22 protein-coding genes and 1 tRNA gene are annotated in these 25,919 nt (G+C 64.3%); 12 read left to right on the top strand and 11 right to left on the bottom strand.

Annotated features, from left to right (window positions below; translation table 11 throughout):
• The first annotated feature begins 495 nt into the window (after positions 1–495).
• Together plsX and FKZ61_RS00010 are read left to right on the top strand one after the other, a co-directional pair.
• Positions 496–1,572 (top strand): phosphate acyltransferase PlsX, encoded by a 1,077-nt coding sequence (plsX, locus tag FKZ61_RS00005; protein ID WP_170198996.1) that lies wholly within the window; start codon positions 496–498, stop codon positions 1,570–1,572.
• Complete coding sequence (locus FKZ61_RS00010; RefSeq protein ID WP_141608013.1) at positions 1,569–2,426, top strand: hypothetical protein; 858 nt, start codon at positions 1,569–1,571, stop codon at positions 2,424–2,426. Before plsX ends, FKZ61_RS00010 begins: the two co-directional genes overlap by 4 nt.
• 3 nt (positions 2,427–2,429) lie before the next feature.
• Here FKZ61_RS00010 and radC read toward each other — a convergent pair whose 3' ends face one another.
• The gene (radC, locus tag FKZ61_RS00015; RefSeq protein WP_141608014.1) at positions 2,430–3,137 is read right to left on the bottom strand and encodes a RadC family protein; all 708 of its coding nucleotides are present in this window, start codon (positions 3,135–3,137) and stop codon (positions 2,430–2,432) included.
• A 127-nt stretch (positions 3,138–3,264) separates the two neighbouring features.
• Here radC and FKZ61_RS00020 point away from each other — a divergent pair, with 127 nt between their 5' ends.
• The 4 genes from FKZ61_RS00020 to FKZ61_RS23755 all read left to right on the top strand — a co-directional run bounded on the left by FKZ61_RS00020 (position 3,265) and on the right by FKZ61_RS23755 (position 6,047).
• Positions 3,265–3,996: a hypothetical protein gene (locus tag FKZ61_RS00020; RefSeq protein ID WP_141608015.1), complete on the top strand. Its 732-nt coding sequence runs from the start codon at positions 3,265–3,267 to the stop codon at positions 3,994–3,996.
• Between the two features lie 59 nt (positions 3,997–4,055).
• Complete coding sequence (locus FKZ61_RS00025) at positions 4,056–4,844, top strand: metal-dependent transcriptional regulator (protein ID WP_141608016.1); 789 nt, start codon at positions 4,056–4,058, stop codon at positions 4,842–4,844.
• A complete protein-coding gene (locus FKZ61_RS00030; RefSeq protein ID WP_141608017.1) occupies positions 4,841–5,467 on the top strand; it encodes a sulfotransferase in 627 nt (208 codons plus the stop codon). Before FKZ61_RS00025 ends, FKZ61_RS00030 begins: the two co-directional genes overlap by 4 nt.
• Before the next feature lie 166 nt (positions 5,468–5,633).
• Positions 5,634–6,047 carry a Trm112 family protein gene (locus tag FKZ61_RS23755; RefSeq protein WP_141608018.1) on the top strand — a complete coding sequence of 138 codons (414 nt, stop codon included), beginning with the start codon at positions 5,634–5,636 and terminating at the stop codon, positions 6,045–6,047.
• Positions 6,048–6,188: 141 nt separating this feature from the next.
• Here FKZ61_RS23755 and FKZ61_RS00040 read toward each other — a convergent pair whose 3' ends face one another.
• From FKZ61_RS00040 to FKZ61_RS00065, 6 genes are all read right to left on the bottom strand, one after another.
• Complete coding sequence (locus FKZ61_RS00040) at positions 6,189–6,659, bottom strand: precorrin-2 dehydrogenase/sirohydrochlorin ferrochelatase family protein (RefSeq protein WP_141608019.1); 471 nt, start codon at positions 6,657–6,659, stop codon at positions 6,189–6,191.
• An 11-nt stretch (positions 6,660–6,670) separates the two neighbouring features.
• Positions 6,671–7,516, bottom strand: a complete 846-nt coding sequence (gene cobA, locus FKZ61_RS00045) for a uroporphyrinogen-III C-methyltransferase (protein ID WP_141608020.1) — start codon at positions 7,514–7,516, stop codon at positions 6,671–6,673.
• Positions 7,513–8,433 (bottom strand): sirohydrochlorin chelatase, encoded by a 921-nt coding sequence (locus FKZ61_RS00050; RefSeq protein WP_170198997.1) that lies wholly within the window; start codon positions 8,431–8,433, stop codon positions 7,513–7,515. Before FKZ61_RS00050 ends, cobA begins: the two co-directional genes overlap by 4 nt.
• 898 nt (positions 8,434–9,331) lie before the next feature.
• Positions 9,332–11,032 (bottom strand): DUF4129 domain-containing protein, encoded by a 1,701-nt coding sequence (locus FKZ61_RS24190; RefSeq protein ID WP_141608022.1) that lies wholly within the window; start codon positions 11,030–11,032, stop codon positions 9,332–9,334.
• Positions 11,033–11,128: 96 nt separating this feature from the next.
• Positions 11,129–12,307 (bottom strand): DUF58 domain-containing protein, encoded by a 1,179-nt coding sequence (locus FKZ61_RS00060; protein ID WP_141608023.1) that lies wholly within the window; start codon positions 12,305–12,307, stop codon positions 11,129–11,131.
• A 17-nt stretch (positions 12,308–12,324) separates the two neighbouring features.
• Complete coding sequence (locus FKZ61_RS00065; protein ID WP_229964074.1) at positions 12,325–13,278, bottom strand: AAA family ATPase; 954 nt, start codon at positions 13,276–13,278, stop codon at positions 12,325–12,327.
• Between the two features lie 301 nt (positions 13,279–13,579).
• On the opposite strand from FKZ61_RS00065, the gene FKZ61_RS00070 reads away from it, so the two are divergent.
• Positions 13,580–14,203 (top strand): DUF7282 domain-containing protein, encoded by a 624-nt coding sequence (locus tag FKZ61_RS00070; RefSeq protein WP_141608025.1) that lies wholly within the window; start codon positions 13,580–13,582, stop codon positions 14,201–14,203.
• A gap of 221 nt (positions 14,204–14,424) precedes the next feature.
• Positions 14,425–14,496 (top strand) — tRNA-Arg (locus FKZ61_RS00075).
• Positions 14,497–14,741: 245 nt separating this feature from the next.
• On the opposite strand, the gene FKZ61_RS00080 is transcribed toward FKZ61_RS00075, so the two are convergent.
• A complete protein-coding gene (locus FKZ61_RS00080; RefSeq protein WP_141608026.1) occupies positions 14,742–15,950 on the bottom strand; it encodes an acyl-CoA dehydrogenase family protein in 1,209 nt (402 codons plus the stop codon).
• Positions 15,951–16,085: 135 nt separating this feature from the next.
• Between FKZ61_RS00080 and FKZ61_RS00085 the strand changes: the two genes are divergently transcribed.
• Positions 16,086–18,737, top strand: a complete 2,652-nt coding sequence (locus FKZ61_RS00085) for a DEAD/DEAH box helicase (RefSeq protein WP_141608027.1) — start codon at positions 16,086–16,088, stop codon at positions 18,735–18,737.
• 319 nt (positions 18,738–19,056) lie between these two features.
• Entirely contained in the window at positions 19,057–19,380 is a 324-nt protein-coding gene (gene rsfS, locus FKZ61_RS00090; protein ID WP_211358332.1) for a ribosome silencing factor, read from the top strand.
• A gap of 18 nt (positions 19,381–19,398) precedes the next feature.
• Here rsfS and FKZ61_RS00095 read toward each other — a convergent pair whose 3' ends face one another.
• The 3 genes from FKZ61_RS00095 to FKZ61_RS00105 all read right to left on the bottom strand — a co-directional run bounded on the left by FKZ61_RS00095 (position 19,399) and on the right by FKZ61_RS00105 (position 22,993).
• Positions 19,399–20,589, bottom strand: coding sequence for a thiolase family protein (locus FKZ61_RS00095; protein WP_141608029.1), 1,191 nt, complete (start codon positions 20,587–20,589; stop codon positions 19,399–19,401).
• Between the two features lie 85 nt (positions 20,590–20,674).
• A complete protein-coding gene (gene aceB, locus FKZ61_RS00100) occupies positions 20,675–22,258 on the bottom strand; it encodes a malate synthase A (protein WP_141608030.1) in 1,584 nt (527 codons plus the stop codon).
• 75 nt (positions 22,259–22,333) lie between these two features.
• On the bottom strand, positions 22,334–22,993 hold the full coding sequence (locus FKZ61_RS00105; RefSeq protein ID WP_141608031.1) for a hypothetical protein: 660 nt from the start codon (positions 22,991–22,993) through the stop codon (positions 22,334–22,336).
• Positions 22,994–23,316: 323 nt separating this feature from the next.
• Between FKZ61_RS00105 and FKZ61_RS00110 the strand changes: the two genes are divergently transcribed.
• Together FKZ61_RS00110 and FKZ61_RS00115 are read left to right on the top strand one after the other, a co-directional pair.
• Positions 23,317–23,796, top strand: coding sequence for a cytochrome c maturation protein CcmE (locus tag FKZ61_RS00110; protein ID WP_141608032.1), 480 nt, complete (start codon positions 23,317–23,319; stop codon positions 23,794–23,796).
• A gap of 200 nt (positions 23,797–23,996) precedes the next feature.
• Complete coding sequence (locus tag FKZ61_RS00115; RefSeq protein WP_170198998.1) at positions 23,997–25,835, top strand: c-type cytochrome; 1,839 nt, start codon at positions 23,997–23,999, stop codon at positions 25,833–25,835.
• The last annotated feature ends 84 nt before the right edge of the window (positions 25,836–25,919 follow it).

The following is a 25,919-nucleotide window of genomic DNA, read 5'->3' on the forward strand; positions in this document are numbered from 1 at the left end:
GCCGCCGTGCCCGCCCGCTGTCGAACCAGCCACCCACGGCGGGCCAGAGACCCGCCCTACGCACGTGTTGCACCCAATCCGGACAGGTGCAGGGACGGCAACGGCTGCGCAGCGACTGGGTCGGCATTTGAGAATCCCGACCCCGCGTCGTGATGGTTGGCCAGTGGCGGAGTGAGCATCCTCAGACGCGTTGTAATCCGTGAGATCTGTGGCTGAAAATACAGTGCAAAGATAGTGAGCTGTGAAATCTATGGATCTAAGCGGAAATTTTTATCTGTCGCCGTTTGTTGTCTCACCATCCGACTCAAGCTATGCTATACTTCTTCCCATCTAGTAAATTCCGGTAGAAATTCGCCGAACGTTTCCACCAGAGGGAGCGCGCCCAGAGGGCACCCGGAATTTCTGCCGTGACATTTACGCCAGATGGTACCAGTCATTTGGCAACAACGAGCGATCGGGTGGAAAGCAAGCAGGGTGGAAAGAAATCAGACCAATATGAACATAGCACTGGACGTCATGGGCGGTGACCATGGACCGGCGGAGATCATCGCCGGCGCCATCGAAGCAGCCCGGGCCTACAAAAATGTGACCATTTCCCTGGTGGGTAAGCCGGAAGTCATCCAGGCCGAGCTGGCAAGGCAGAACGCCACAGGGCTCAACCTGCCCATTGTCCCGGCCAGCGAAGTCATCGAAATGGGCGAGAAGCCGGCTGCGGCCGTGCGAGCCAAGCCGGACAGCTCCATGGTCGTTGCCAGCCGCCTGGTGCGCAACGGCACGGCTCAGGCCTTCGTGACCGCAGGCAACACCGGCGGCGCCCTGGCCGCGGGCATCCTCCAGATCGGGCGCATGCGGGGCATCCTGCGGCCTGCCCTGATCTCCCCCTTCCCCACCCATCGGGGCTTCTGCGTCGTCCTGGACATCGGCGCCAACGCGGATGTACGCCCGGAACACCTCCAGCAGTTTGCGGTCATGGGCAGCCTCTATGCCCGCCACATCCTGGGCATCGTCAACCCCAGTGTCCGCATCCTGAGCAACGGCGAAGAGGCCGGCAAAGGCAACCATCTGGTAGTGGAAGCCTTCCGGCTGCTGGAACAGACGCCCGGCATCAACTTTCAGGGCAATGTGGAGAGCAAGGAGATCATGGAGGGGCTGACCGACGTGGTGGTGACGGACGGCTTCACGGGGAACATCTTCGTCAAGACGGCCGAAGCTACGGCCAAGCTGCTCCAGCAGGTGATGATTGAAGAGCTCACGGCCGGCCCCATCAGCAGCGTGGGGGCCTTTCTGGCCCAGGCCGCTCTGCGCCGGGTTCGCCGCCGGGTGGACGACAGTGAATACGGCGGCGCGGTGCTGTTGGGCCTGAGCGGGCTGGTGGTGGTGGCCCACGGCCGCAGCAAGGCCAACGCCATCCGCCACGCCATCCGGGTGGCCAAGCAGGGCATCGAGCAGGATATCCTGGCCAAGATCCAGCGGGAGGTGAGCCGACAAATGGCTGAAGGCACGGATCTGGCCGGATCAGAGTCCATGGATATGTTCAATCAAACCTCAACGCTTAAGAAAGAAACGGCATGAGATCATACCGCAATCTCCGGGAAATCAAACGTAAGGAAACCCTGGGCCGCCGCCTGAGCCTGCTGGGGCTGGGCATCCTGTTTATTGGCCTGATGGCCAGCTTTGTGCCCAACTGGTATCCACCAGATCAGGAGGCCCCCAACGCATTCGCGCGCTTCCTGCAGGAGAACTGGGCCTGGATCAGCTTTGCGGCCCTCCCCTTGGGCTTCATCGCCGCCAGCGTGGGCAGCTACTTCATCAATCGCTTCGCGCGCCGTCGCTGGCCCGGCAGCGGCCTCATCGCTCGCCCGGACGAAGTGCTGGAGCGAAGCATGAAGGGCTTCGACGATAAGTACGCCTACTTTGCCTGGAGCCTGCCCGCTAACTACGTGGTGGCCGGCCCCTGTGGCCTGGTGGTCTTCGCCGTCCGGGGCGACCGGGGGCGGGTCAAGGTCCAGGGCGACAAGTGGCGGGAACCCTTCAGCATCGGGCGCCTGTTCACCGTCTTCGCCCGGGAAGGGGTGGGCGATCCCACGGCAGAGCTCCAGGAGCAGATCCGCAAACTGCGGGCGCTGCTGGAAAAGCACACCAACGGCGACCCGCAGCAGGGCTCCCTGGCCGATATCCCCATCGAGGGCGCGGCCGTCTTCCTCAACCAGCAGGTCCAACTGGAGTTGGAGAACCCCTCCATCCCCGTGCTGCGGGTGGACCAGGTCAAGGAATTCCTCCGCCGCCGTGCCCGGGAGGTGCGGCTGTCGTCGGAGCGGCACCGGGCCATGCTGGCCTATCTGCAGGAGCAGAGCACCTACCAGGACGGCGACGGCGAGAAGAGCAGAGAGGGAAGCCGGGAAAAGTCGGAGAAGGCGCGGAAATAGCCTTCACCCGTTTTTGAAGCCCAGGCCCCGCTCCTTCAGGCTCACATAGCGGTTGCGGCCGATGATCAGGTGATCCAGCACGTCGATGTCCAGCAGGGCGCCGGCTTCCACGATCATCTCCGTCACCCGCACATCCTCTGGGCTGGGGGTGGGGTCCCCGCTGGGATGGTTGTGCACCACGATCAGGGATGCGCTGTTGGCGCGGATGGCCTCCCGGAAGATCTCGCCGATACGGACCACGGCTGTGTTCAGGCTGCCGGCATAGACGTTCACCACCCGCAGCACGCGGTTTTTGGTGTCCAGGAGCACGGTGCGCAGATGTTCCTGCTCCAGCAGCCCCATCTCCAGCATCAGCAGATTGGCCACATCCGCCGGCCCCCGGATCTGGGGGCGCTCCTCGGGCGAGGAGACCAGCAGCCGGCGACCCAGCTCCAGGGCCGCCTTGATCTGGGTCGCCTTGGCCTCGCCCACGCCGTGGACCCGGCACAACTCGTCGAAGTTGGCCTGGGCCAGCCCGGCCAGCCCGCCGAAGTGGGAAAGGACCCGTTCGGCCATGCGGATGACATTTTCACCGCGGCCACCCACCCGCAAAATGATGGCCAGCAGCTCTGCCGTGCTCAGGGCGGAAGGCCCGGCATAGAGCATCCGCTCCCGGGGCCGCAGATCGACAGGCAGATCTCGGATCAGGGGATTGTATTCGGGGGATTCCATCTTCAGCTTCCAGTTGAATGTTGGTCGGGATTGGATGAACAGAAATCTGGCTCGATTCCCGGCCGGGGAATCCTGAGGTGCGCCCATTATACCGCGCCCCGGCCCGATGCACCACGTTGCCCATGGCATGAAGACCTATTTCTATCTGCGAACAGCTTACAAACTATCGGCGGAGCCCATCCCGGCCTGCTTTCTGGAGCTAGATGAGCACTTCGACGCCCTGGTGGCCAGCCCCCAGGAAGCCGCCAACCACCGGGATATCCTCCTGGCCGAGAGCGTCTGCAGCCGCATGGCCGACGTGGAGATGTACGCCTTTCTGATGGAGGACGCGCGGCGCCGCCAGTCCATGGAGCCGGGGGAAGATGAAAAGGCGGCCATCCTGACCCGCTCGTTCTTGTTGGGCTATCTGGCCGCGTGCAAAGCCCTGCTGGATAGCTGCGCGGTGGTCCTGGCCATCCTCTATCAGCTGCCCCTGAGCAATCACGAACGCAGCTTCAGCAACAGCGACTACTGGCACCAGCTGGTGATCCAGGAACCCAGCGTCCACCGGCGCTACCATCCCTTGCGGCTCTTCTTCAGCGAAGTGCAGCGCTGGTACAACGGCATGGTCCACCGGATCCCACCCCTGGTGGTCCTCCACAGCCACTACGGCCACCGACCCCAGCGGGAGTTGCTGCTCAAAGTGGCGAACACCATGGAGGCGGACCTGGAAGCCATTGCCCGGGAGCCTTACCGGGTGGACTGGATCGATCCCCTGGAGCTGCACAGCCGCTGGAAGCCCCGGTTCCTGGCCCTCTGTGAAAAGATCTGCCAGGACATTGCCCAGAATCCGATGCCGCCTTATGGACTGTCCGGGTAGGGGATCCCCCCGGCGCGATTTTGCTTGACAAGCCCTGGTGCCGCTGCTATATTTTCACCATGACTAAAAATCAATTTTTAGACAGACCAAAAACCCTGACGTCTGCCCACGAGGATTACCTCAAAGCGGTCTATCTGCTGCAATCCCAGGGCAAGGAGGTCACCAACTCGGCGCTGGCCAACCACCTGGAGATCTCGCCGGCTTCCGCCACCAACATGATCAAGAAGCTGGCCGAGCTCAAACTGGTGGAATACACCCCCTACCAGAGCATCAGCCTCACGCCGGCCGGGGAACAGGTGGCCCTGGAAGTGCTGCGCCATCATCGCCTGCTGGAACTCTACCTGCACCAGGAGCTGAAACTGCCGTGGGACCAGGTGCATGCCGAGGCCGAGCGGCTGGAACATGTCATCAGCGAAGCCCTGGAGGATGCCATTTCCCTGGCCCTGGGCAACCCCACGGTGGATCCCCACGGGGATCCCATCCCCTCCAAAAAGGGCAAGATTACCGAGGTGGAAGGGATTCCCCTGAGCCAGGCCGAGCTCCACGTGCCCTATCGCCTGGTGCGGGTGCTGATGCAAGATGAGGAACGGCTGCGTTACCTGGGCAGCCTGGGCCTGTACATCAACGCTATCGTCACCCTGCTGGAACGGGCCCCCTTTGAAGGCCCCCTCCTGATCGACGTGGACGGCACCCACCACGCGCTGGCCCACGAGATGGCCCAGCGCCTGTTGGTGACCGTGGCCGAAGCACCCCCGGCAGAACAGTCGGCAGCACAGCCGCCCGAGCACCATCTAGCACCCCCTGAAGAACAAGAGCCCGCCAACGAAAAAGGTAGGGAGGACGTATGAGACTCTGGCAGAAGCTCCGGGGCGGGCGCCATCAGGACAGCCCCCCGACCCCATCCCGGCCCGTCGTCGTGGTGTCCGGGTTGCCACGCTCCGGCACATCCATGATGATGAAAATGTTGGAGGCCGGCGGTCTGCCGGTGCTGGTGGATCACCTGCGCCAGGCCGATGCAGACAATCCCAAGGGCTACTACGAGTTCGAACGGGTCAAACAGCTGGACAAAGGGGACAAGGCCTGGGTGGCAGAAGCCCAGGGCAAGGCGGTCAAGGTGATCTCCGCCCTGCTGGAGCACCTGCCCCCCGGCTACCAGTACCGGGTCATCTTCATGCATCGAGCCATGGAGGAGGTGCTGGCCTCCCAGCGCAAAATGCTGGAACATCGCGGGGAAGCCAACAACCAGGTAAGCGACGAGGAGCTGGCCCGGCTGTTCGAGAAGCACCTGGCCAAAGTGCAGGGCTGGCTGCGCAGCCAACCCCACTTTGCCGTGCTGGATGTGAACTACAACGCCATGTTGGCCGATCCCCGCCCCCAGATCCGGGCCATCAACACCTTTTTGGGCGGCATCCTGGACGAAGAGAAGATGGCCGCCATTGTCGACCCGAACCTCTACCGCAACCGCACATGAGCAGACGTCCTTCCGGCCAGATGCCCCCATCCCAGGCCGGGAATTACGCCAACCCTAGAACCTGTGCTAAGATGAAAGACAACGATGAAGTCATCTCCTGCGGCGCAAGGCGCCTGGGTAGGCCGGTGCCGCGGGGTTTCGAACAGGTTGAGGGGAGAGACAAACCATGAAGAAACTGTTCAAGTTCGTCCTTTTTGCTGCCTTTGTTGCCGGCGTGGTCTATGCCGTGAAAAAGGTGCTGGCGCCACCGGAAGGAAGCTCCAACCAGGCCGGAAGCGGCGTGCTGCCGCCCACAGAGCCGGTCAAGTCGCTGGATGAGGCGCCCCTGGGCGGCCAGATCAGCGAGGAGCTGCTCAAAATCCTGGTCTGCCCGGAAGACAAAGGCCCCCTGGAGCTGGTGGACGATGGCAAATTCCTGCTGAACCCGCGCAATGGCTACAAATATCCCATTCGCAACGGCATCCCCGTGATGCTGATCGAGGAGGGCAAAAAATATCGGGACCCCAGCCTGATTCGCCAGGATGGGGCCGGCGCCCAGCAGACCAGCGACGCCCCCCAGGCCTCCACGCAGGAGGGCTAACAGCAGCACGGCACGGGGGAGGCGGCCCTGGATGGGCACGCCTGCAGCCTATGACCACAAAGCCAGGGGGATAGCGTACAAGGGCCATCCCCCTGGCTTCTTTTTGCCCGTCAGGGCCTGCTTCTCAGGCGGCGGATGCCCCTATGCGCTGATTCGCTCCCGCAGCCACCGGAGGATCTCATCCCGGATCCGCCTGGAGCGGCCCGGGTCCACCCCACCACTGCCCACAGCCACCACCAACCCCTCATGGCGAGCCACAGCCGGCACGTGGAAGGTCCCCTCTTCGGGCGCGTCCGCCACGTTGCAGAGGATGCCCAGCCGGGCTGCATCCCGGGCGACCTGGGCGTTAACAGCCCGCTGGTCGGTGGCGGCAAAAGCCAGCAAGGCTCCTTTCAAATCACCAGAGGTATAAGGCCGGGCCACCCATTCCACCCGGTCCGCCGCCGCCCATGCCTGCAGGGCCTCCGTCAGCGCCGGGCTGACCACCCGAACCCGGGCGCCGACTGCCAGCAGACCCTGGACTTTCCGCGTCGCCACCCGGCCGCCCCCGACCACCACGGCCAGGGCGCCGTCAACCTGGGTCAGATAGATGGGATAGACCGAAGCAGCCATCGGTGTCCACGTCAGGTTCCCAGGGCCGCCAGCATGGGCCGGGCTTCAGCGTCTGCCAGCGGGAGAAAGCCCGCCGCGTCTCCCTGGGCCCGGAACCAGGCCAGCTCGTCGTGCAGGGCCGCCACTTCGCCGATGACGATGACCGCCGGCGAGGTGAGCCCCGCCTCGGCCATGGCCCCGGCCAGCTGAGCCAGCGTCGAACGCACCACCTGCTGTTCATCGGTGGTCCCCCAGCTGATGGCCGCCGCCGGCGTGTCCCCCCCGCGTCCGGCCGCCATGAGTCGCGCCGCGATCTGCTCGATCTGGCGGACGCCCATCAGCACCACCAGGGTGGGTATCCGGGCCAGGGCCTCCCAGTCGGTCATGCTCTGCTCCCGCCCCCGGCACTCGTGGCCGGTGACCACGGCAAAGGAGGTGGAGATGCCCCGGTGGGTGACCGGAATGCCGGCATAGGCGGGGACCGCCACCGCAGAGGTGATGCCGGGGACCACTTCGTAGGGGAGCCCGGCCTGCTGGAGGGCCAGGGCCTCTTCGCCGCCCCGGCCAAAGACGAAGGGATCGCCCCCCTTCAGCCGGACCACCTGGTATCCGGCCCGTACCCGCTCCACCAGCAGGGCGTTGATGGCATCCTGCTCCAGGGTGTGATGATCGGGCCCTTTGCCCACGAAGATACGCTCCGCGTCCGGGCGGATTTCATCCAACAATTCCTGGGCGATCAGGCGGTCGTAGATGACCACGTCGGCCTGCTGCAACAGGCGCAGCCCCCGCACGGTGATGAGATCCGCGCGGCCAGGGCCGGCGCCGACGATATAGGCCTTGCCGCCGTATCGTCGAGCGGCGAACGAAATCGTCTTCATCCTCCAATCCTTTCCAGAAGTGTACCCGCCGTTTCCACCGACTCCAGGGAACCGGCAAGCTGAGCTTTCGGCGATGGGGCGAGCCAGTGGGCCATCACCACCTGGGCGCGGCCAGCCCTGCAGGCAGCTTCCCGCCCGACCCCTGCCGGCCGACAGGGCATCGCCGCCAGTTGCTCCTGGACCGCAGCGGCCCGGTGGGCGATGACATCGGCCAGGAGCAGATCGTAGTCCAAATGCCGGGCCAGGTGAATGGTCACCGCCGGATAGCGCCGGCGGACCTCTGCCAGGATGCCGGGCAGATCTTCCCGCACATGGCGGCCCATGTGCAAAAAATAGGGCAGGGCCAGGATGTAGCGGGCGCCATCTTCCACCAGCTGCTGGACAGCCTGGGAAATCTCCGGTTCGTTGCAGTCCAGGAAGCCCACCTGTCCGTAGGTAAAGCCCATCTGGACCTGTACCTGCTGCATCACGCTGTAGACCGGGCGATTGGCCGCGGGCAGGGGGGTGCCGTGGGCCAGGAAGAGCAGGCCGGCCGGCCGGCGTCGAGGGGCATCCGCCTCGGCCTCCTGGACCCGTCGGCGGGCCAGGGCCACCATGGCCGGGTGATCACCCAGCACCGGGGCCACATGAAAATCCAGATCCGGGTAGGCCCGGGCCACATCCTGCAGGAGGGCCGGAAGATCCTGCTGGACGTAGGTGCCTTCGATCAGAAAGTACGGCTGCACGATGACCGTGGTCGCCCCCTGGGCGTGACACTTTTCCACCATTTCGGCCAGGGTGGGCCGGCTATAGTTGAGAAAGCTGGCCTCCACCAGGGGAGCCACCCCCCGCTCCCGAAGCCGGGCGGCGATCCGGATCATGGATGCGCCGCTGGCGCTGCGAAGGCTACCGTGGCCGATCAGGATAACTGCTTGCATGGTCGTTGCTCCTTCCCCAAAGCGATTACCGGGCCAGTTTTCCAGCCCCCTCTGCCTGGCCGAAGCATTCCCCGTCCCTGGGAATTCCCGGTCCGCCAGGAGCCGGCCCGGCGTTGTGTCCATATTCGTTCCATCGCGCTCATGCCCCTACGGCAGCCAACCGGCCATAGGCTGAATGGCCGGCGCCGTTGCCGGGCTGCAACAAGCAACAGAGGGGCCCCGCTGTTGATACCGGTGACAGCCAGATAACAGGCTGCCGTCACGCGGGCGAATGGGCCAATTTGCTTGTGGCACAATGTGTTGTGAAAAACGTGTCGTGAAAACGATCAGACAGGGATGTGCACTTCTACGGCGAACCGGACTTCGTCGTCGTTCGCAGGCAGGCCCGGCTTGCGAGCCAAGACGGAGCCTGCGTAGAAGTGCCTAGCGACAGGCGCAGGTACAGCCAGAGGAACAGCAGGAGGTACAGGTGCAGGAGGTGTACTGGAAGAGAAATTCAGTCGGCTGGGGCCAGAACCGGACAGCAGCGGCCGGTAAGTCAGGATACAAAGCGGCCCGGAAGAAGCCGGTACGTAAAGGAGGAAGGGGCGGATGAAGGCTCATCCGCAAGGATGCTGCTAGATTCATGGTAGCACCTCACTACTACAGTCTGGCGTAAATACCACGGCAGAAATTCCGGGGGCCCTCTGGGCGCGCTCCCTCGGGTGGATGCTATCGACAGATTTCTGCCGGGATTTACTGCGCCTTTGGCCCACGTTCATCGCCCAACTTTCCTGGTCACCTGGCGGTGCCATGAACGCCAGAACCAACACCGCAAACAGGTTGGGTGCAAGTATAAGGGGAGATCTACCCTTTGTCAAAAAGAGTCGAAAGAATCGGGAATATCAACCTGGAACGCTCACGGCCGGCGCAGGCGATCCCGCAGGCGTTGCCACAGGGAACGCAGCTGCTGCACCCGGGACGGTTCAACCGGGCGGCCAGCATAGCGCACTTCCACGAACGCGGCCGTCAGCTCCTGGACAGCCTCCCGATCTTCTGGTGCCTCCCCCACGCGCTCAGCCAGCCGGGGCGCATAGCGGAAGGGTGTTTCGGCCGGACGCCGGGCCACGCCGGCTTCCTGGGCCCGTTCCAGCAGGGAGAGGTAGAAATAGCGCACCTGCTGCTCTGGGGCCAGCCTGCGCCAGGGCAGCCAATCCCAGAGGCTGCGGCGCTCCTTGCCCTGGCTTTCCGTCCGGTCAGCTTCCTCCCGGGCCCGGATGCGGGTCAACTGCCACTCCCGGTAGGCCCCGAACAGTTGAGACCAGCGCTCCCGCAGCATGTGCCAGAGGCGCTGCAGCCACTGGAAATTTACACCCCGGCCGCTGAGGTAGATGTAGGCCATGTATCCCAACAGGGCCGCCGTCAGCAGCCAGAAGAGGAGGCCGCCGGTCCAGGCCGGCAGGGGTGAATCCATGGGCGGGGGCGGCGTCGGCTGGATGGGTTGGATGGGCTGGGCCGGTGGCGGGGCCTCGGGAGGCTGTTCGCCGGTCAACAGGGCCAGCAAGAGGAGGAAAAGACCGAACAGGAAGCGAAACAGCTCCAGGAGCCCGAAATAGATGGCCTGGATCAGGAAGGTCAAAATCTGGGCCAGCCGGAAGGTTCCCCCCAGGGGCATCAGGGCCGCCACCACGCCCACCGCCAGGATCAGGAGCAGGGAGTAGATGGGCCAGTTGCGCAGGATGCTCTCCGAACTGGGCGTCTTCTGCAGCGTCCAGCGGGCACGGAGCAGGGCGAGCTGTCCCTGGCTGATCAGCACCAGGCCGCAGAAAAAGTAGATCAGGATCCCGGCCACCACTACAGGGTCGATATGCTGCCGCAGCACGGCGAAAAATCCCTGCTCCGGCGCCTCCAGCCGAGAACCTGCAGCCAGCATCACCAGGAGGATCCCGCCCACCACCCAGCGGGCCACGAAACGCCGCAGGATGGCCGGCCGGTCCGTGTAGACCGGGCGGGCCGTGTCCTGCCAGCGGTCGTTGAAAGTCCGCGCCAGGTAGAGGTCGTCCGGCTGGAGGGCCATGGCCATGAGATCGGCGGTCATGCCGCTGGCCAGAACCCAGGCCAGGCCCACCAGGATCGCCCCCAGGATGAAGTAGCCGTCGAAGAGGGTTTCCATGGGCCGCAGGAAAAACTGGTCTACAGTCGGCCAGGTGGCCGTGGTGGCCCAGATCCCCAGCCGGGTGATCAGGAGAAGCAGGGAGAGTTCGGCTGCCCGGTAGCCCGCGGTGCGCCGGCTGCGCTGCCCGGGCTGAGCCAGCCAGGAAGTGGAGACCGAGCCGATGATGGCGGCTGCCACCCCTAAGAGCACCAGCCACTGGGTGTAGGCAGGCGCCAGGCCGATGACAAAGCGACGGAGGAAGGCCAGCAGAGCCAGCTCCAGGGAAGCCGCCATCAGGGCGATCAGCACCGGCCGCAGCAGGGAGGTCAACCAGGGCTGATCATACTGGACCGAGGAGCCCGGCTCCGGCATGGGCTCCTCGCTGTCGGATGGAGATGGTTCGTCCGCCGGCGTCCCTTCGGCCAGCGCTGCTTCCGATTCCTGGAGCCGTTCTTCCGTGGCCACGTTGATCCTTTCCTTCCCAACCACTTTTCTTCCCGACAAGGGTTTTCTCAGCATGGGGCCACCATCGCCGGCAGTCGCGCAGAGGACGCCCGCCGGCTACACCTGGGCCAGATCCTTCTCCCAGATAGTTCGATGGACGGTCACGCCCAGTTGCTCCGCCTGGGCCCGAATCTGGTTCAGATTCGGCTGAGGCGCGCAGACCAGGACCACCACGTTGGAGCCCCGGCGATAGGCGTGGTGGAGCATCCACAGGCCTGCTTCATCCAGGCGCGGTGTGACCACCACCAGGGTAGTGCCCCACTCCAGGTCGGCAATCTGCCTGGGCAGCCACTCCTCCAGCCGGGGCTCGAACTCGTGCATCTGGATGCGGGCCAGGGTGCTGAGGATGGTGCGCAGATGTCCCTGCCCGTTACGGGTGGGGATGGGCACGGCCACCTGCCCGGTGAGGGAATCCAGGCCGTTGCTGATGAGCCCCACCGGCTGCCGCTGATCGGTCACGTAGCTGGCGATGGAAGCCGCCACCACGATGGCCCACTCGCTGCTTCCAATCGCGCCGTTGAGGGGGTAGGCGTGCCGGTTCAAGTCCAGGACGATGGCCACGTTCAGGGCTATGGCCGGCAAAAACTTCTTGACCAGCAGGGTGTCCTCGTGGGCGCTGGCCTTCCAGTGGATCCGGCGCAGGCTGTCGCCGCTCATGTAATCCCGCACACCGGCCAGCCGGTTGGGGTCCTCGAAGAGACGTTGACGGCTGGGCAGAGCCCCGAAGGGCGAGCGGCTGGGCAGCCCCAACTGGTGCAGGGGAACCACCTGGGGGTAGACGGTGACGTAGACAGGCGCCTGCTCCTGCCAGCTCGCCTCGGCAAAGCCGAAGAGGTCCCCTGTGTTCAGGGAGAGGGGACCCACCGGGTAGTAGCCCCGGCGTTTACAGGCCAACAGGTACTCATGTTCCACGTGGCCCCGCGCGCCCACGGCCAGCACCCAACGGTAGTTGAGAATTTCCTTGAGATCCAGAGGGACCCGCTCCTCCACCATCAGCCAGGGCAGGGGCAGCCAGCTCCGGTTGTCGATGGTGAGCTTCACCGGAATTTTTTCACCCACGAAGGCATGGTGCAGCATCTGGCGGCGGATGGAAAGCCTGTTCAGGCTCCGACGGATCCACCAGTGGCTGAAGACCCAGACGCCCCCCACCACGTAGACCAGGTAGTAGATCCAGTCCAGGCGCAACAGGGTGGCGATGAGGAAGAGAATCAGGACCGACCAGAAAAGGTTGTGCATGGCGATTTTGGCATTCGTCAGTCGACGTCGCCCAGATCCAGCGGCGTCTGTTCCATAATTTCGGCCAGGATCGCCTGGGCCGTCCGCCCGCGCAGGGCGCTCTCCGGGTTGACGATGCAGCGGTGGGGGAGAGCCAGGGGCACCAGGGCCTGAATGTCGTCGGGGAGCACATAGTCTCGCCCGTGGAGGGCTGCCCGGGCCTGGGCGCCCCGATACAAGGCCAGCGCCCCCCGAGGGCTGGCCCCCAGGGTCAGGTCGGGATGACGCCGGGTGGCCTGGGTCAGGGCCACGATGTAGTTACGCAGGCTCTCATCCACCCGCACCTGCCAGACCTGCTCGGCCAGACGGGGAATCTCGGCCCCGTCCACCACCTTCTCCAGGGTCTCGATGGGATGCCGCTGGCCCAGGTTGACCAGCATCTGACTTTCCTGCTCCGGCGACAGATAACCCACGCTCAGCTTGAATAGGAAGCGGTCCAACTGGGCTTCAGGCAGGGGAAAGGTGCCTTCGTATTCGATGGGGTTTTGGGTGGCCAGGACCAGAAAGGGCCTGGGCAAGGGGCGGGTGACCCCGTCCACGGTGACCTGGCGTTCCCCCATACACTCCAGCAGGGCCGCCTGAGCCCGGGGCGTAGCCCGGTTAATTTCATCGGCCAGCAAGATGTGGGTGAAAGCCGGGCCGGGCACAAATTGAAACTGGCGAGTTTCCTGGTTGAAGACGCTGACGCCGGTGATATCGCTGGGCAACAGATCGGGCGTACACTGCAAACGGCGAAAATCGGCGTCCAGGCTCAGGGCAAGCGCCCGGGCCAGCATGGTCTTGCCGACGCCGGGGACATCCTCCAACAGCACATGTCCTTCACACAACAGGGCAATGATCAGGACTTCCACCACATCCTGCTTGCCCACAATGACCCGTTCCACATTGGCGCTCACCTTCTGGGCAAAGCGCTGGATCTCCTCAACGGCCAACTTTTCCTCCGATCTCATGGGTGTGGATTGATGATTCTATTCTAACCGATCCCAGGCCAGTAAGCCACCCACAAACCCGGCGCGCCCGGTGTTGGATGGGGGCGCGTCCACCAGTTGGCCTTTTCGTCGGTTTTGTCCTTCCCAGGAATATGGTATGATCTACAGGGTGGAGGTCGACAGTGGCCTGGCCTGTGGCAGGCCCTGAACCCTCCCCACTGAATCCTGCTTCAGCAAACCTTTCATGCCCGACCAAACGTTTATTAGATCGTCGGCAAAACATGACCAAACAAAGGAGTCACCTATGAATTCGACACAACTTCAGCGTTCATCCCATCTGTTATCCCGTTGGTTCAGCCTGGGGCTTGCCCTGCTGCTCTTGTTGGCGTTCAGCGGGCTGGCCATGGCCCAGGATGAAGAGTACACACCAGACGTCCAGGTTTCCGACATGGGCATCGTAGACGGCAAGGTGATCATCACCCGGGCCACCATGGATGGGCCCGGCTGGGTGGTGATCCACACCGACGCCGACGGAAGCCCGGGCCCGGTCATTGGCCACGCGCCGCTGCAGGAAGGGGAAAACCTGGACGTGGCGGTGGAAATCGATGCCGAAGCGGCTACGCCCTTGCTGTTTGCCATGTTGCACGTGGACGAAGGCGAAGTGGGCACCTACGAGTTCCCCGGGCCGGATGTGCCCGTGCGGGTGAATGACAACATCGTGATGGCCCGCTTCTCGGCCGCGCCTGTGGTGGAAGAGGCCGAGATGAAAGAGGCAGAAGCGAAGGCCGAAGAGGCCCCCATGGCGCCTGCCGCCATGCCGGAGACCGGCGGCAGCACATCCCTGCCCCTGATCGTGGGCATCGTGGCCCTGCTGTTCGTGGGTCTGGCCGGCAGCGTGGTGGTGGCCCAGCGGCGGCGGACTGCCTGAGTTCCACCCCCGTTGAGCGGGGTTTTGCCCCAGGTAAAGAGCCCATCACCCCAGAGGGCATAGAGAAAGGAAGGCGCAGGGAAATTCCCTGCGCCTTCCTGGCGTCTCAGGGGTGTTGCAGTGCTGTTCTGACAGGGGAAATAGCAGGCTGTTTTGGACGGTAGGACTTTGACGTTCCAGGAGCGATATGCTATTTTATCTTTACCGCTGTGGCCCGATATGCCCCCTTAGCTCAGAGGACAGAGCAGTGGTTTCCTAAACCATGTGCCCAGGTTCGAGTCCTGGAGGGGGCGCTCGCGTTTAAAATCCCTGACTTCCCTGCACAAAGGGGGTCTATCCCCACTGGGACGCAGCGGGCGCAGCGGAAGGCCCGAGAGCGCTCAGAGAACACGCAACGTGCTCTGCGTCTCTGCGGCGTTCTTGCAGTGGAGTCATCACTCGCCTCGAAATCAGAGGGGCACCAATCAGCGTTTTCTGCACCTGGATCACGCACGGATGCGTGCCTGCGGATACGCCCTGCATCAGGCTTCCTGCCCCATCACGCTGCCCCGGCGTCCCGATATTTCCCCAGGACGTGCCGGGCCACCACCCACTTATGCACTTCGTCCGGCCCGTCGTAGATCCGGCCAGCGCGTTCATGGCGGTACCAGTAGGCCAGGGGCGTGTCGTCGGTCATGCCTAGCGCACCGTGGACTTGAATGGCCCGGTCCAGTACCTGTTGCAGCACATTGGCCACCACAAATTTGATGGTGGAAATCTCGACCCGGGCTGCATAGGCCCCCTCCTGCTCCATCTTCCAGGCTGCATGCAGGACCAATAGCCGGGCACCATCGATGGCAGCCCGACTTTCCGCAATCCAATGCTGCACCGCCTGCTGATCGGCCAGCCAGGCCGAGCTGGACATCTTGCGGCTCGCCGCGCGGGTACACATGAGGTCGAACGCCCGCTCACAGATGCCAATCCAGCGCATGCAGTGGTGGATGCGCCCCGGCCCCAGGCGTATCTGGGCCAGGCGAAACCCCTCTCCTTCGGCGCCCAGCCGATTCTCCTGGGGCACCCGACAGTTCTCCAGCCGGATCTCGCCGTGGCTGGCGTGATCGCTGCCCGGCTCCCCCATGATGGAAATGTTGCGCACCAACGTGAATCCTGGCGTGTCACACGGAACGATAATCTGGCTGGCCCGACGATGGCGGTCCTCGGCCTCGGGATTGGTCACCGCCATGACGATGGCGAAGTGGGCCCCGTCGGCTCCGGTGGCGAACCATTTGTGGCCGTTCAAGACGTAGTCGTCGCCATCCTTGACGGCTGTGGTCCCCATCAAAACCGGGTTCGAGCCTGGATACTCGGGCTCGGTCATGGCGAAGCAGCTTCGGATCTCCCCCCGGGCCAGGGGTTCCAGATAGGTCCGCTTCTGCGCCTCCGTTCCGTAGTGCATCAGGAGTTCCATGTTCCCCACGTCGGGCGCCTGGCAGTTGAAAACGTAGTGGCCCAACGGGCTGCGGCCCAGCTCCTCGCTGACATGGGCAAATTCGGTCAGGGAAAGCCCCAGGCCGCCGTAAGCCTGGGGCAGATGGGGCGCCCACAGCCCGGCAGCCTTCACCTGGGCGCGAAGTTCGGCCAACACCGGCAGCAAGGAGCGAAAAGACCCGTTGAGGAAGCGGGGTTCCAGGGGGATGAGGGCTTCGTCCACAAAGGCCCGAACCCGACGGACTATGGGTTCGACTCGGGGCGGTATGCTGAAGTCCATGGCGTTTTCCTTATTTGGGTTCCTTATTTGGGAATCGGTGCTTTTTGCAGCAAAATCAGCGAATGGCGACGCAAAATCGGCGTTGATCTCTGAAATCGATGGTTTCCGGAATAGATTTCGTCATGGATCGAATCAATGGCCCTCTCTGATGTGCTAACCGAACTCCGGGCCGATGCCCACTTCATGGCCGGCGTGACCGCCTGGCAGACTCGTCCCCGCCAGCCGGCCCGCTACGCCCCCATGCCCGAAAGCCTCCACCCGGCCGTCCAGGAGGCCCTGCATCGGCGGGGGATCCGCCAGCTGTACACCCACCAGGCCCAGGCCATCGAGCTGGCCCTGGCTGGCCAGGATCTGGCCGTGGTCACACCAACGGCCAGCGGCAAAACCCTCTGCTACAACGGGCCCGTTCTTCATGCGCTGCTGGCGGACCCAACGGCCCGAGCCCTCTTCCTTTTTCCCACCAAGGCCCTGGCCCAGGACCAGCTCGCGGAGCTGCACCGCTGGCAGGCCACCCTGGCCAGGGACCTGGGCATCGCCACCTACGACGGCGATACGCCCGGCGCAGAGCGGGCTCAGATCCGGCGCACAGCCCGGGCCTTGCTCACCAACCCCGACATGCTCCATACAGGCATCCTGCCCTATCATCCCCACTGGGCGGACTTCTTCGCCGGCCTGCGCTATGTGGTCATCGACGAAATGCACACCTACCGGGGTGTCTTCGGCAGCCACGTGGCCAATGTCCTGCGGCGGCTACAACGGGTCTGCGCCCACTACGGCAGCCGCCCCCAGTTCATCTGCACCAGCGCGACCATTGCCAACCCTGGCGAGCTAGCCGGCCGCCTGCTGGAACGGCCGGTGGCGGTGGTGGACGACAACGGCGCGCCCTGGGGCGAAAAACACCTGATCCTCTACAACCCACCCCTCTACGACCCAGAACGGGGGCTGCGGCGCAGCAGCGTGCTGGAAGCCCAGGCCCTGGCCGCACGCTGCATCCTGCACGGCGTACAGACCATCGTCTTCGGCCGCTCTCGCCTGACCACCGAGGTCCTCCTGACCTACCTCCGAGAGCGGGTGGGCCGGGACCGACGCCGTGGCGCCGTGGGCGATCCCCGGCAGGCCATCCGCGGCTACCGGGGCGGTTATCTGCCGGAAGAACGGCGGCGCATCGAGGCCGGGCTGCGCCAGGGCCAGGTTCGAGGAGTGGTGGCCACCAATGCCCTGGAGCTGGGCATCGATATCGGTCAGCTCCAGGCGGCCATCCTGTGTGGCTATCCCGGTACCATCGCCAGCACCTGGCAACAGATGGGGCGAGCCGGCCGTACCCTGGAAAGCTCCCTGGCTGTGTTGGTGGCCACGGCCGGCCCGCTGGATCAATACGTGGTGCAGCACCCCGAGTTCCTCTTCGACAACTCCCCAGAGCAGGCCCTGATCCACCCGGACAACCTCATGCTGCTGGTGGATCAGATGCGCTGCAGTGCCTTTGAACTGCCCTTCCAGGACGGGGAGTCGTTGGGCGCCAGCCCCTTCGGGCAGGATGTGCTGCATCTGCTGGCCGAACAGGGCCAGGTACAACACCACGGACACCAATGGTTCTGGAGCGGCCCGGCCTACCCTGCCCGCCAGGTGAGCCTGCGCAGCGCCGGCAGCGAAACGGTGGCCATCCAGGCCGGCAGCGGGGCCGACAGCACCATCATCGGAGAGATCGACCAAATCAGCGCGCCCCGGTTGCTCCACGAAGGGGCCATTTACCTCCACGAGGGGCAAAGTTATCGGGTGGAGAAGCTGGATCTGGAAGCCCACCTGGCCCAGGTCACCCCGGTGGATGTAGAGTATTACACCGAGGTCAGCACCGAAACCAACGTCACCATTCTGGCCGAGCTGGAGCGCCGGCCCATGGGCGGCGCCTTGACGGCCCACGGCGAGCTCCAGGTAAGTTCCCAGGTGGTCGGCTTCCGCCGCATCCGACGCTTCACCCATGAAACCCTGGGCGTCTTTCCTCTGGACTTCCCCCCCATGCTCCTGGAGACCAGCGGCTATTGGCTGAGCGTCTCGCCGGAGGCCCAGTCTTTGCTGGAAGAGGCGGGGCACTGGTTCGACTCACCGAACGACTACGGCCCCAACTGGGAAGAACAGCGCCAGCGGGTCCGGGCACGGGATGGCTATCGCTGCGCCCGCTGCGGCGCGCCGGAGCCACCCGGCCGCCAGCACGATGTACACCACCTGATCCCCTTCCGCACCTTTGGCTACGTGCCCGGCCGCAACGAGCGCTACAAGGAGGCCAACCAGTTGGAAAACCTGCTGCTGGTCTGCCGGACCTGTCATCGCCGCCTGGAGATGGGCGTTCGGGTACGAGGTGGGCTGGACGGCCTGGCCTACGTCCTGGGCCAGCTCGCGCCCCTCTACCTCATGTGTGACCGGCAGGACCTGGATGTGCACGTTTCCCGGGGTGGGTTGCGCGGCGCCCCCGGCCTGTCACCCGGGACGGGCGCTGAGACCGCCGTGGCCGCCCTGGATCGCCCCACCATCTTCATCTACGAGCGGGCCCAGGCGGGCCTGGGCTTCAGCAGCCGGCTCTATGAGCTCCACGACCGCTTGCTGGCCGCCGCCCAGGAGCAGATCGAACGCTGCCCCTGCCTGCACGGCTGCCCTGCCTGCGTAGGGCCCGTGTTGGAACAGGGGCAGGTCTGGCTGCCGACCAAAACCCTGGCCCGCGCCCTGCTTCAGGTGCTACGTACCGACCAGGTTCATCCCCGGGGACCGGCTCCCACCGACGACATCGCCTTTTGAAGCCTTCCCGTCGGGAAATGAACTTGTAGCCGCCCGGAAAGAGATCGGCCGGATATCTTGAGATGTACCCTCAACTGTGCTAAACTGGACGCAGAATCACACCTGTAGATTAGATCACGCCATCTGTGACTCTCTCTGCGGATGGGACTTCATCCACCGATGGCGTTGGGGGAAAAATCCGCCTTCATCTTCGGTCCCTCGGGCTCGAATAGAATCCGCAAAGAGAACGTGAAAAAGAGAGCGTGAAGTGGACAGATTGTGATCAAAACATCACCGACAGGAGGTAGCTCTGGATAGCAACGCCCTTGCTCGATGGATCGTGGACCTGGTGGAGGAGAAGCAGGCCACCGATATTGTCCTGCTGGACATCCACGACCAGACCACCATCGCGGACTATTTCGTCATTGCCACTGTGGACAACGAACGGCAGGCCCAGGCCATCGAAAGTGACCTGCTGGAAAAGCTGAAAGTCGAACAGAACATCCGGCCGCTGGGCATCGAGGGCAGCCAGGAACGAGGCAGCGGCTGGATCTTGCTCGACTACGGCGACGTGATCGTCCACCTCTTCACCGAGGAAGCCCGCCAATATTACAAGCTGGAAGAACTCTGGAACAAGGCCAACGTGGTGGTCAAGGTCTTCTAGACCACCCCTGGCCATCCCCTACACCAGTTCCAGGGCCAGGGCGGTGCCACCGCCGGTGCCATGGCACAGGGAAGCGATGCCCCGTTCCTTCCCTTCCTGTCGCAGGGCGTTGAGCAGCGTCACGATGATGCGCGCGCCCGAGGCCCCCACGGGATGCCCCAGGGCGATGGCACCGCCGTACACGTTCAGCCGCTCGTAGGATATCTCCAGTTGCCGCCGCATCAACACGCTGTTGAGGGCGAAGGCCTCGTTGTTCTCAAAGAGGTCGAAGTCGTCCAGCGTCATGCCCAGCCGATCCAGCAGCCGCTGGATGGCCGGGATGGGCGCCTCCACGAAGCGCCAGGGCGTCACCGCAGCCCAGGTTCCTCCCAGAATCCGGGCCAGGGGCCGCAGGCCATGACGCTCCACGGCCCGCTGGCTGGCCAGCACCAACGCCGCCGCGCCGTCGGAGATCTGGCTGGAATTGCCGGCGGTCAGAAGGCCGCCTTCTGCGAAGACGGGCGGCAGCGCGGCCAGGGCTTCGGGCGTGGTATCCGGCCGGATCCCCTCGTCCTGCTCAATGGACTGCTCCTGCCCCCGCTTTTTCACCGGAACCGGCGTGATCTCCGGGGTGAACTTGCCCGCCTCCCGGGCGGCGGCGGCTCGCTGATGGGAAAGGTAGGCCACCTCGTCCAACTCCGTGCGCGAGACGCCATGTTCCCGAGCCAGTCGCTCCGTCTCCTCACCCATGAGCTCACCGGTCATGGGATCCCGCAGGCCGTCATCCAGCAGCTCATCGGCTAACGTCTCCGGCGGGCCCGTCAGCAACTTGTAGCCCCAGCGTGCCTTGTAGCTCAGGTGGAAGCCTGTCTGGGACATGGACTCCACCCCGCCCACCAGCACCAGGTCGGCATCCCCGGCTCGGATGGTCATGTCGCCGTTGAGCACGCTCATCATTCCTGAAGAGCAGAGCATATCGACGGCGTAACCGTCCACCCCTTCGGGGATGCCGGCCTTGATGGCTGCATGTCGGGGAAGGAGCTGGCCATGGCCATGCTTGAGGATATTCCCGAAGATGTAAAGGTCCAGGTCACCTGGCTGTACCCCGGCCTGGGCCAGGGCAGCCCGCATCACATGGGCCGCCAGATCCACCGGCGAAACCGACAGAAAATTTCCGCCGAACTTGCCGATGGGTGTGCGGACGGCCGCAACCACATAGCTGGTCGCCATGATCTCCTCCTCTCCCCAGGCCCCTATCCCGCCGGCAGACTGGGCTCAGCAACTCCCGGCCAGTTGACGCCAGCCTGTATCTGGTTCAGTCCAGGAGCTCGTAGGCGGGATAGGTCAGAAACTCCACAAATTCCTGGCTCAGGACCAGGCCGTCCAGCAGCTCAGTGGCCTCTTCGTAGCGGCCCACGCCGCTCCCGCCTAGCTTGGCCAGCTCTTCCTCCCGGATCTGGGTGTACATCTCCAGGGTGAGGGGACGGCCATCGGCCAGTTTGGCGCCGTGGTGGAGCCACTGCCAGAGCTGGGAGCGGGAAATTTCCGCCGTGGCCGCGTCTTCCATCAGGTTGAAGATGGCCGCGGCGCCATTGCCGTTGAGCCAGGAGTTCAGGTACTGGAGGGCAACGCTCACGTTCAGGCGTACCCCATCCTCCGTGATCTGGCCGCCGGGCACCCGGATGTCCAGGATCTCCTCCGCGGTCACGTGGACATCCTCCCGCAGCCGGTGCTTCTGGTGGGGCCGGTCACCCAGGACTCGGTCGAAGACTTCCCGGGCCACCGGCACCAGATCGGGGTGGGCCACCCAGGTGCCGTCGAAGCCGTCACTGGACTCCCGCTCCTTGTCCTCCCGGACCTTGGCCAGGGCCTTTTCGGTCACTTCCGGATCCCGCCGGTTGGGGATGAAGGCGGCCATGCCGCCGATGGCGTGGGCGCCCCGCTTGTGGCAGGTACGCACCAGCAGCTCGGTGTAGGCCCGCATGAAGGGCACCGTCATGGTCACCTGGCTGCGGTCGGGCAGGATCATGTCCGGCCGCCGTGCAAATTTTTTGATCACGCTGAAGATGTAGTCCCAGCGCCCGGCGTTCAGGCCCGCCGCGTGTTCCCGAAGCTCATAGAGGATCTCCTCCATCTCCAGGGCAGCCAGGATGGTCTCGATCAGCACGGTGGCGCGGATGGTGCCCCGGGGAATGCCCAGCGCGTCCTGGGTGTAGTTGAAGACATCATTCCAGAGGCGAGCTTCCAGGTGGCTTTCCAGTTTGGGCAGGTAAAAATAGGGGCCGCTGCCCCGCTCCACCAGCTCCCGGGCGTTGCGGAACATGTACAGGCCGAAGTCGAACAGGCTGCCGGAGATGGGCTCCCCGTCCACCAGCACGTGCTTTTCGCCCAGATGCCAGCCCCGGGGGCGAATCAAGAGGGTGGCGATCTGGTCCTTCAGCTTGTAGACGCGGCCGTCGGGATTGAGGAACTCGATGGTCCGGCGCACCGCATCGCTGCAGTTGATCTGCCCCTGGATAACGTTATCCCAGGTGGGCGAGAGGGCATCCTCGAAGTCGGCCATGAAGACGCTGGCGCCGGAATTGAGGGCGTTGATCATCATCTTGCGGTCGGTGGGCCCGGTGATCTCCACCCGGCGATCGTTGAGGTCCGCGGGCGCGGGGGCCACCTGCCACTCGCCGGTACGAATCTCCGCTGTCTCCGGCAGGAAGCCGGGCATCTCGCCGGCATCCAGCGCGGCCTGGCGCTCGGCGCGGCGGGCCAGGAGACGCTGCCGGGTGGGGTTGAAACGGCGATGGAGGTCGGCCACAAAGGCCAGAGCCTCGGCCGTCAACACTTCCTGGACGGCCGGCGTGATGGGGCCGACAATTTGGACACCATCGGGCAAATTTTCAGCCATGATTGACTCCTTCGTGTCAGTTGTCTGAAGGTCAAGGGATGAGTCCACGGATGAGTATGGAATTTGGATGACTGTTTAGGGTTCTATCCCGGGCGACGAGACCGAGACCCGCTCGCGCCAGCGGCGATACCAGTTGGCAAAACGCCACCAGCCGGACACACTGTCCTCCTTCATGGCCCGGAAAATCTGCCGTTGGAAGGTGAGGGCATCGTCCGGCTGCAGGTGGTACACCCGCCGTGGCCGGCCATAGAGCCCAGGCACCACCAGCCACTGATGGGCGGCATAAATCAACGTGTGACGCGCTGCTTCCTGGTTGGTGGGGCTGAGAAGGTGCACGTGGATGAGATCTTCCACACCGGCCAGGCGACGCAGCCAGCGGCCGGCCAGCACAGGCGTCCGCAGGGTGGCCTCGGTGAATGGGGTGAAGAGCACCTGCACGATCCGCCAGGACTCTTCCGGGCCGATGGCGCCGTCCGATGCATCGATCACCAGCCCTTCCACATGGCGCTGCTGAAGGGTCAGGCGAAAGTCCACCTGGCGTCGAATCCCCGGCTCGAAGGTGATTCGGTCGCCGTGATGGATCACGGTGAATGTCTCCCCCGTTTCCGCCACGGTGATGCCCACCGTTTCAAAGAGCCCGGCAAAGTAGTCGACCAGCTCGGGGGTCTGGACAATGGACTGCCAGGCCTGCATGGCAGGGCCAGGGGTAGAAGCGGTTGGGCCGGATTCCGTCATGATGGCGCTCCCATGGTGGTGTGGCCAGGCCTGGCCGTGGGGATAGGCCGGCCTGGGTTTTCGATCATGCATCGCTGAGGAATCTGGCGACCCCTCCCAACGAAGCAGATATCCGTGAACGCTGGAGGTCCACCTTGATTATAGATTTGCCTGGAAACAATGTCAACGATAGAGGTCCTTGGCCCATCCGACCATCAGCCTACCGCCTTTGACGCCTGGCCCATGTTGTTGTACATTGGAGCCGGTCAATTCATTCGGAAAATGCCTGGCATGTCTTCAGGCCTGGCGAAGTAGATGGGGCGAAAGTCAGGAGAGCACAGAAGATGACCCAACTGGTCGATCGGGCTCAGGTGATTCCGGCAGAACTGGGCCAGCGCAAAGCGGCCGGCAACAACTATAAATTCATCCTCGGTGGCTTTTTGATCATCGGGTTGGTGGTTGGCCTCATTGTCCAGGCTACCCTTTCCACCGGCGCTTACTACCTCACCGTGAGCGAGCTGCAGGAGCGGATACCCGCCATCTACGGCGAACGGGTCCGGGTAAGCGGCACGGTGGTGGAAGGCAGCGAGGATTGGAATCCCCAGGAGATCACCCTGCGCTTTGCCATCCAGGACGAAAACAACGCCCAGTTGCTCATTGTCTTTGAAGGCCCCCGACCAGACAACTTCCAACGGGCAGCCTCGGCCATCGTGGAAGGGGAGCTGAGGCCCGACGGCACCTTCAAGGCCGACACCCTCCTGCTGAAATGCCCCAGCCGCTACGAAGAGGAGCCCGAGGAAATTTTCGTCCGCGCGGAACGCTGAGGTCCCCAATCGCCCAGACGACTCCGGCGGAAAGGGTCCAACCGTGACCTTCTGGGCCGGGTAGCTGTGGCTCCCGGGCTGAACGAGCTGGATTAAACTGAATGCCGTCTCCTCTTCTTCATATTCGTCTAGATTCCATCTGTCGACACATCTGTCGGCGCGTCGGCCTACGTCACGTTCGCCTGCTGCGCATCCATCTGTTGCCCCTCATCATCGCCATCGCAGCGATGGTGAGCCTGATCCGCCCCACAGCCGGGCAGGAGCTGCCCCCTTCGCCCCAGTTCGATCTGGCCCAGGTACCGCCCCCGGTCGACCGCCCCATGGCACGCCTGGGACAGACCCTGTACCTGGAAAGCTGTGCGCCCTGCCACGGGGAGCAGGGCAACGGCGACGGCCCTACCGCCGCCGACTTGCCCACCCCGCCCACCCGCTTTGCCGATCCCCAGGCCATCTGGTCCCTTTCGCCCGCCGAGCTCTTCTTCACCACCAAGTTCGGCCGCATCGATAAGCTCATGCCGCCCTGGGAGAACCGCCTGACCGACGAACAGATCTGGCAGGTGGTGGCCTACGCATGGAGCCTTCACACCAGCCAGGCAGAGGTCGCTGCCGGCGCCGAACTCTATGCCCAGAGCTGCGCCCAATGCCACGGCGAACAGGGCCGGGGAGATGGCCCCCAGGCGTCGGTGGACCTGCCCGATTTCGCCGATCCGGCCTACGCCATGGCCCGCAGCCAGGCAGAGTGGCTGGCCGGCTGGCAATCGGCCCACCCAGAGGTGGGTGCCGGTTGGAGCCAGGCCCAACAGCAGCAGGTTTTGGAATACATCCGCACCTTCAGCTACGGCCCTGCCTGGGAAAGCCCCTATCGCCCAGGCCCAGGCGTCATCCAGGGGCAGGTGGTTGCCGGCACCCCGGACCTGACCCTGTCCCCCAACCTGACCGTGACCCTGCGCGCGTTCCTGGGCTTCGAGCCGGTGGCCACTTTCACCACCACGGTGGATGACCAGGGCCGCTTTGCCTTCAGCGACCTGGCCGTAGGGCCGGAGGTGGTCTACCTGGCCTCGGCATCCACAGCCGGCATCACCTACAGCAGCCCTGTCCTGGCCCTGACCGAGGAACAACCGGCCCAGGAGACCACCATTACCCTCTACGCCACCACGGATGACCCCACTGGTGTGCGCATCGACCGGGCCCACTGGATCATCGACTTCCAACCTGGGGCTTTGTTGGTGGGCCAGTTGATCACTTTCGGCAGCGAAAACAACCGCACCTTCCTGGGCAGGCGGGTGGACGGCGTGGATGTGCCGGTGACGGCCTCCCTGTTCGTGCCGCCGGGCGCCGAAGAGATCAGCCTGGAGAATGGCGTGCTGGGCGGCCGTTTCCGCCAGGTGGGCAACCAGATCTACGACACGGTTCCCATCGTCCCCGGTACCGGCACCCGTCAGCTGGTCCTGCGCTATCGCCTCCCCTACCAGGGCACCAGCCTGACCCTCCCCCAGGAATTTGCCTACCCCGTCACAGCGTTGAACCTGCTGGTGGCGGACCTTCCCCAGCTGGAAGTCCAGGTGGAAGGGCTCACCGGGGTCGGCAGCCAGGAGTTCCAGGGCCGGACGTACCGCATGTGGCAGGCGGACAACTTGCCGGCCACCCGGCTTGAGCTGGACTTTCAAGGATTGCTGCCGCCCGGCGCAGTGGATCCCCGGCAGCCCCAGGGCAACACCGGCATGGGGCCTGTCGGCACCGTACCAGTCCTGGCTCCCTGGATGCCCTGGGCCACGGGCGGGTTGGTGGGCATCCTGCTGGCCGGTGTGCTCCTGTGGTCGTGGCGTCGGGGCCGGCTCGGCGCTCCTCCCCAGCCAGACGAACTGCGCCAACGTCAGATGGCATTGCTGCAGCACATTGCCCGGCTGGATGACCGCTATGCCCTGGGCGAGCTGGATCAGCAGACATGGCAGCAGCAGCGGGCCCGGCTCAAGGCGGAGCTCCTGGCGGTGGCGACCGCCCTGGAACAGAATTCCCTGCCAGACCACTCCACCCCTTAAGGCAATTCTAAGCTCGCATCTGGCCGGATTATGTTATAATCGACCGAAGAGATCGTGACGGTTGACTGAGGGTTGGCCGCCGGG

It is taken from the genome of Litorilinea aerophila, from assembly GCF_006569185.2.
In the GTDB taxonomy this organism is placed as follows: domain Bacteria; phylum Chloroflexota; class Anaerolineae; order Caldilineales; family Caldilineaceae; genus Litorilinea; species Litorilinea aerophila.

Excerpts from the sequence above, each read along its gene's own strand:
- cobA (WP_141608020.1), bottom strand. The coding sequence starts at position 7,516 with ATGAAGACGATTTCGTTCGCCGCTCGACGATACGGCGGCAAGGCCTAT.
- aceB (WP_141608030.1), bottom strand. The coding sequence starts at position 22,258 with ATGGCTGAAAATTTGCCCGATGGTGTCCAAATTGTCGGCCCCATCACG.
- radC (WP_141608014.1), bottom strand. The coding sequence starts at position 3,137 with ATGGAATCCCCCGAATACAATCCCCTGATCCGAGATCTGCCTGTCGAT.
- FKZ61_RS23755 (WP_141608018.1), top strand. The coding sequence starts at position 5,634 with ATGAAGAAACTGTTCAAGTTCGTCCTTTTTGCTGCCTTTGTTGCCGGC.
- FKZ61_RS00010 (WP_141608013.1), top strand. The coding sequence starts at position 1,569 with ATGAGATCATACCGCAATCTCCGGGAAATCAAACGTAAGGAAACCCTG.
- FKZ61_RS00105 (WP_141608031.1), bottom strand. The coding sequence starts at position 22,993 with ATGACGGAATCCGGCCCAACCGCTTCTACCCCTGGCCCTGCCATGCAG.
- FKZ61_RS00030 (WP_141608017.1), top strand. The coding sequence starts at position 4,841 with ATGAGACTCTGGCAGAAGCTCCGGGGCGGGCGCCATCAGGACAGCCCC.
- FKZ61_RS00020 (WP_141608015.1), top strand. The coding sequence starts at position 3,265 with ATGAAGACCTATTTCTATCTGCGAACAGCTTACAAACTATCGGCGGAG.
- FKZ61_RS00025 (WP_141608016.1), top strand. The coding sequence starts at position 4,056 with ATGACTAAAAATCAATTTTTAGACAGACCAAAAACCCTGACGTCTGCC.
- FKZ61_RS00110 (WP_141608032.1), top strand. The coding sequence starts at position 23,317 with ATGACCCAACTGGTCGATCGGGCTCAGGTGATTCCGGCAGAACTGGGC.
- plsX (WP_170198996.1), top strand. The coding sequence starts at position 496 with ATGAACATAGCACTGGACGTCATGGGCGGTGACCATGGACCGGCGGAG.
- FKZ61_RS00095 (WP_141608029.1), bottom strand. The coding sequence starts at position 20,589 with ATGGCGACCAGCTATGTGGTTGCGGCCGTCCGCACACCCATCGGCAAG.
- FKZ61_RS00070 (WP_141608025.1), top strand. The coding sequence starts at position 13,580 with ATGAATTCGACACAACTTCAGCGTTCATCCCATCTGTTATCCCGTTGG.
- FKZ61_RS00060 (WP_141608023.1), bottom strand. The coding sequence starts at position 12,307 with ATGCACAACCTTTTCTGGTCGGTCCTGATTCTCTTCCTCATCGCCACC.
- FKZ61_RS00085 (WP_141608027.1), top strand. The coding sequence starts at position 16,086 with ATGGCCCTCTCTGATGTGCTAACCGAACTCCGGGCCGATGCCCACTTC.
- FKZ61_RS00040 (WP_141608019.1), bottom strand. The coding sequence starts at position 6,659 with ATGGCTGCTTCGGTCTATCCCATCTATCTGACCCAGGTTGACGGCGCC.
- FKZ61_RS00050 (WP_170198997.1), bottom strand. The coding sequence starts at position 8,433 with ATGCAAGCAGTTATCCTGATCGGCCACGGTAGCCTTCGCAGCGCCAGC.
- FKZ61_RS00080 (WP_141608026.1), bottom strand. The coding sequence starts at position 15,950 with ATGGACTTCAGCATACCGCCCCGAGTCGAACCCATAGTCCGTCGGGTT.